Below are 4,489 nucleotides of genomic sequence, written 5' to 3'. Positions count from 1 at the left end.
GTGGTGTCGTGGCGATCGAGGAAGCCGGTGTCGATGGCGCCGGCGAGGAACGCCTCGTGCCGGAGCGTGGCGACGAGCTGGTCGCGGTTGGTCACCGGGCCGTGGACGCGCGCCCCGGCCAGGGCCGTGGCCAGACGCCGCACGGCCGCGCCGCGCGTGGGCGCGTACGCGATCACCTTGGCGAGCATCGGGTCGTAGTGGGTGGAGATCGCGCTGCCGGACACCACGCCGGAGTCCAGCCGCAGCCCGTACGAGCCGGGCGCGCGGAACTCCGCGTCCACGCCGGGGACGGCGAACGTGTGCAGCGTGCCGCTGTGCGGCCGGTACCCCTCCGCGGGGTCCTCGGCGTAGAGACGGGCCTCGATCGCGTGGCCGGAGGCGCGCGGCGGGTCCTTCAGCGCGGCGCCCTCGGCCACCTCGATCTGCAGGGCCACCAGGTCGACGCCGTACACGCACTCGGTGACCGGATGCTCGACCTGCAGGCGCGTGTTGACCTCGAGGAAGAAGAAACCGCCGTCCGGGGCCAGCATGAACTCCACCGTGCCGGCGCCCTCGTACCCGATGGCGCGGGCGGCCGCGGCGGCCGCCTCGCACAGGCGCTGGCGCAGCTCCGTGTCGATCGCGGGTGAGGGGGCCTCCTCGATCACCTTCTGGTGGCGGCGCTGGATCGAGCACTCCCGCTCCCCCAGCGTCCAGACCGTGCCGTGGGTGTCGGCGAGCACCTGGACCTCGATGTGGCGGGCGCCGGTCAGCAGCGGCTCGCAGAAGACCGCGGGGTCGCCGAACGCCGACTCCGCCTCGCGGCGCGCCGACTCCAGCGCCCCGGCCAGCTCACCGGCGTCCCGTACGACCCGCATGCCGCGCCCGCCACCGCCGGCCGACGCCTTGACGAGCACCGGGAAGTCGCCGATCGCGTCCGGGTCGAGGTCGGGCAGCACGGGCACGCCCGCGTCGCGCATGAGCCGCTTGGCCTCGGTCTTGAGGCCCATCGCCGCGATCGCCTTCGGCGGCGGGCCCACCCAGGTCAGGCCGGAGGCGAGGACCGACTCGGCGAACGCGGCGTTCTCGGACAGGAAGCCGTACCCGGGGTGGACGGCGTCCGCGCCGGCGGCGCGGGCCGCGCCGAGGATCGCCTCCTGGTCCAGGTACGTCTCGGCGGGCGACGCGCCGGGCAGGCGTACGGCGCGGTCGGCCTCGATCGCGTGCGGCAGTGCGGCGTCCGGGTCGGAGAACACCGCGACGGTCTCGATGCCGAGGTCACGGCAGGTGCGGAAGATCCGGCGGGCGATCTCGCCCCGGTTGGCCACGAGCAGTCTGGAGATCATTCGCTCAAATCCTGAAGACGCCGAAGCCGCCCGCCTGCTCGGCAGGCTCGGCGGCGCTGTTGATCGCGGACAGGCACAGCCCGAGAACGGTGCGGGTGTCGCGCGGGTCGATCACGCCGTCGTCATAGAGCCGCCCGGACAGGAAGAACGGCAGCGACTCCGACTCGATCTGTGCCTCGACCATCGCGCGCATCTGGGCGTCGGCCTCCTCGTCGAACGCCTGGCCGCGTGCCTGCGCGGCCTGGCGGCCGACGATGGACAGCACGCCGGCGAGCTGTGCCGGGCCCATGACCGCCGACTTCGCGCTCGGCCAGGTGAACAGGAAGCGCGGGGCGTACGCCCGGCCGCACATCCCGTAGTTGCCCGCGCCGTAGGAGGCGCCCATGACGACGGTCAGGTGCGGAACCCGGCTGTTGGACACCGCGTTGATCATCGTGGCGCCGTGCTTGATGATGCCGCTCTGCTCGTACTCCCGGCCGACCATGTAGCCGGTGGTGTTCTGCAGGAAGAGCAGCGGGGTGCCGGTCTGGTTCGCGAGCTGGATGAACTGCGCGGCCTTCTGCGACTCCGGCCCGAACAGCACGCCGCGCGCGTTGGCGAGCACGCCGATCGGATAGCCGTGCAGGACCGCCCAGCCGGTGACGAGGCTGCTGCCGTACAGCGGCTTGAACTCGTCGAAGTCCGATCCGTCGACGATCCGCGCGATCACCTCGCGCGGGTCGAAGGGGATCTTCAGGTCCTCCGGGACGATGCCGAGCAGCTCTTCCTCGTCGTACCGCGGCGGCCGTACGGGCAGCGGCGCGCGCCCGCGCTTGCGCCAGTTGAGCCGGGCCACGATCCGGCGGCCGATCCGCAGCGCGTCGTACTCGTCGGCCGCCATGTGGTCGGCCAGGCCGCTCGTGCGGGCGTGCATCTCGGCGCCGCCGAGCTCCTCGTCGCCGGACTCCTCGCCGGTGGCCATCTTCACCAGCGGCGGGCCGCCGAGGAAGACCTTGGCGCGGTCCTTGACCATGACGACGTGGTCGCTCATCCCGGGCAGGTACGCGCCGCCGGCGGTCGAGTTGCCGAAGACCAGGGCGATCGTCGGGATGCCGGCGGCGGACAGCCGGGTGAGGTCGCGGAAGATCCGGCCGCCGGGGATGAAGATCTCCTTCTGCGTGGGCAGGTCGGCGCCGCCGGACTCGACCAGGTTGATCAGCGGAAGGCGGTTCTCCAGCGCGATGTCGGCGGCGCGGAACGTCTTGGCCATGGTCCAGGGGTTGCTGGACCCGCCGCGCACGGTCGGGTCGCTCGCGACGATCACGCACTCGACGCCCTCGACCACGCCGACGCCGCTGACCAGGCTCGCGCCCACGGCGAAGCCCTGGCCTTGTCCGCCTCCGGCGGAACCACTCCCCCAGGCGGCGAGCGGGGACAGCTCCAGGAAGGGCGAGTCGGGGTCGATGAGAAGCTCGATGCGCTCGCGGGCGAGGAGCTTGCCACGGGCGCGGTGCCGCTCGACGTACTTCGGCCCGCCCCCGGCCACCGCCTTGGCCTGCTCGGCCTCGAGCTCGGCGACTTTGGCCAGCATCGCCGCCCGCCGTTCGGCGTACGCGTCGCCGGCCGGGTCGAGCCCGCTGGTGAGAACCGTCATCCCTCATCCTTCGTCGTCGCGGGCCTCCGACGCGGGCCCGTGATCGAGTATGGCCAAGCACCGTGCGCGGGGAAAGATCGCGCTCCGATGAGACGAATCTCATTCGGCGCGGCGGTCGTCGCCCGCCCGCTCCCGGATGCCGAATACCCCGGCGAACCTCCGGTACATCCTCTCGGCCCCGCCGTCGTCTCGTACGGACGGGGCGGCCGGGCCACGGTCGTACGGTCCGATCCGGCGCCGCCGGTTCGACCGCCGGATCACGCTTCACGGCCGAGGGCGTCAACTTTGGTTGACAGATGCCCGGCCGTCAACCTATGTTGACACCATGAGCGATGGAGTACAGCTCGCCCAGGAGGCGAGCAGTCGCGACCCGGCGGTCGGGCTGCGGGCGGTTCGCGCGTTGCGCGAGCTCGCCGAGCGGCTCGAGGCGCTGCAGGTCGGCAACGCACGCGACCAGGGGTGGTCCTGGCAGGAGATCGCGGTCTGCCTCGGCGTCAGCCGGCAGGCGGTCCACAAGAAACACGGCGGCGGCCGGCGGATTCTCGGTAAGGAGCGGTAGGGATGTTCGAGAGGTTCACCAAGGACGCCCGCGAGGTCGTGGTGCGGGCGCAGGAGGAGGCCCGCCTGCTGCACCGGCCGTTCGTCGGCACCGAGCACCTCCTGCTGGCGATGCTGGAGGCCGGCGACGGGCCGAGCGCCGAGGCGCTGCGCGACCGGGGCGCCGACCCGGCCGACGTCCGCCGGCGGATCGCCGGTCTCGTCGATGGCGACGCGCTCGACCCGGCCGCCCTGGCGACGCTGGGGATCGACCTGGATGAGGTGCGCCGCGTGACCGAGGCGACCTTCGGCCCGGGCGCGCTCGACTCACCGGGCCGCCGGCCGCCCCGGCAGGGCCACATCCCGTTCGACAAGGGGGCCAAGAAGGCACTCGAACTCTCCCTGCGCGAGGCCGTGCGCCTCGGCCACAAGAGCCTCGGCACGGGCCACCTGCTGCTCGGCCTCACCCGCGAGGGCGAGGGCATGGCCGCGCGCGTGCTCGTGGCCTCCGGCGTCGATCTCACCGCCCTGCGCGACGACGTCACCCACCTCATCTCCACCGAGGCGGCCTGCCCCCCACCCGCCGGAAACCTGACCACGAGGGCGAGGCCACCCGGGCACTCGCGGCATCCAGCCTCGGGCCCACCGGCCTACGCGACCACGTCACCCACCTCATCTCCACCGAGGCGGCCTGCCCCCCACCCGCCGGAAACCTGAGGGGCCGCGCCGGTTTCCGGCGGGATGTCCGGTCCTGGCAGACTGCCATCCAATGCGGGCGATTCACGATCATGACGAGCTGGCGGAGCTGTGCGCGGGCGACACGCTGTGTCTCTGGGCGGCCCAGGGCCTCGACGGGCGCGGGCGCGCCTGGGCGAGTGACGACGGGCGCGCGGTCGCCGTCGCCGGGCAGCACATCTCCCGCCGGGACCGGATCGCCGTCCGCGGGCGGGCCGACGTCGCCGTTCCCCTGGTCGAGCGCGTCCTGGCCGAGGTC

At 73.2% G+C, this 4,489-nt stretch carries 5 protein-coding genes; 3 read left to right on the top strand and 2 right to left on the bottom strand.

The window, feature by feature from the left end; all coding sequences use genetic code 11:
- Positions 1-1,325, bottom strand: a 1,325-nt coding sequence (locus ACFFNX_RS43210; protein WP_378212053.1) for an acetyl-CoA carboxylase biotin carboxylase subunit, incomplete at its 3' end; no start/stop codon positions are given.
- A gap of 4 nt (positions 1,326-1,329) precedes the next feature.
- Positions 1,330-2,958: an acyl-CoA carboxylase subunit beta gene (locus tag ACFFNX_RS43205; protein WP_378212052.1), complete on the bottom strand. Its 1,629-nt coding sequence runs from the start codon at positions 2,956-2,958 to the stop codon at positions 1,330-1,332.
- A 325-nt stretch (positions 2,959-3,283) separates the two neighbouring features.
- On the opposite strand from ACFFNX_RS43205, the gene ACFFNX_RS43200 reads away from it, so the two are divergent.
- From ACFFNX_RS43200 to ACFFNX_RS43190, 3 genes are all read left to right on the top strand, one after another.
- Complete coding sequence (locus ACFFNX_RS43200; RefSeq protein ID WP_329261696.1) at positions 3,284-3,517, top strand: RNA polymerase subunit sigma-70; 234 nt, start codon at positions 3,284-3,286, stop codon at positions 3,515-3,517.
- 2 nt (positions 3,518-3,519) lie between these two features.
- Positions 3,520-4,212 carry a Clp protease N-terminal domain-containing protein gene (locus tag ACFFNX_RS43195; RefSeq protein WP_378212051.1) on the top strand — a complete coding sequence of 231 codons (693 nt, stop codon included), beginning with the start codon at positions 3,520-3,522 and terminating at the stop codon, positions 4,210-4,212.
- Between the two features lie 52 nt (positions 4,213-4,264).
- The coding region (locus tag ACFFNX_RS43190; RefSeq protein WP_378212050.1) for a hypothetical protein at positions 4,265-4,489 on the top strand (225 nt) is incomplete at its 3' end.

The organism is Actinoallomurus acaciae (genome assembly GCF_042429965.1).
Taxonomy (GTDB): Bacteria; Actinomycetota; Actinomycetes; order Streptosporangiales; family Streptosporangiaceae; genus Actinoallomurus; species Actinoallomurus acaciae.
The sequence above is the reverse complement of the archived record's forward strand: the minus strand, read 5'-3'. Positions and strand labels throughout refer to the sequence as shown.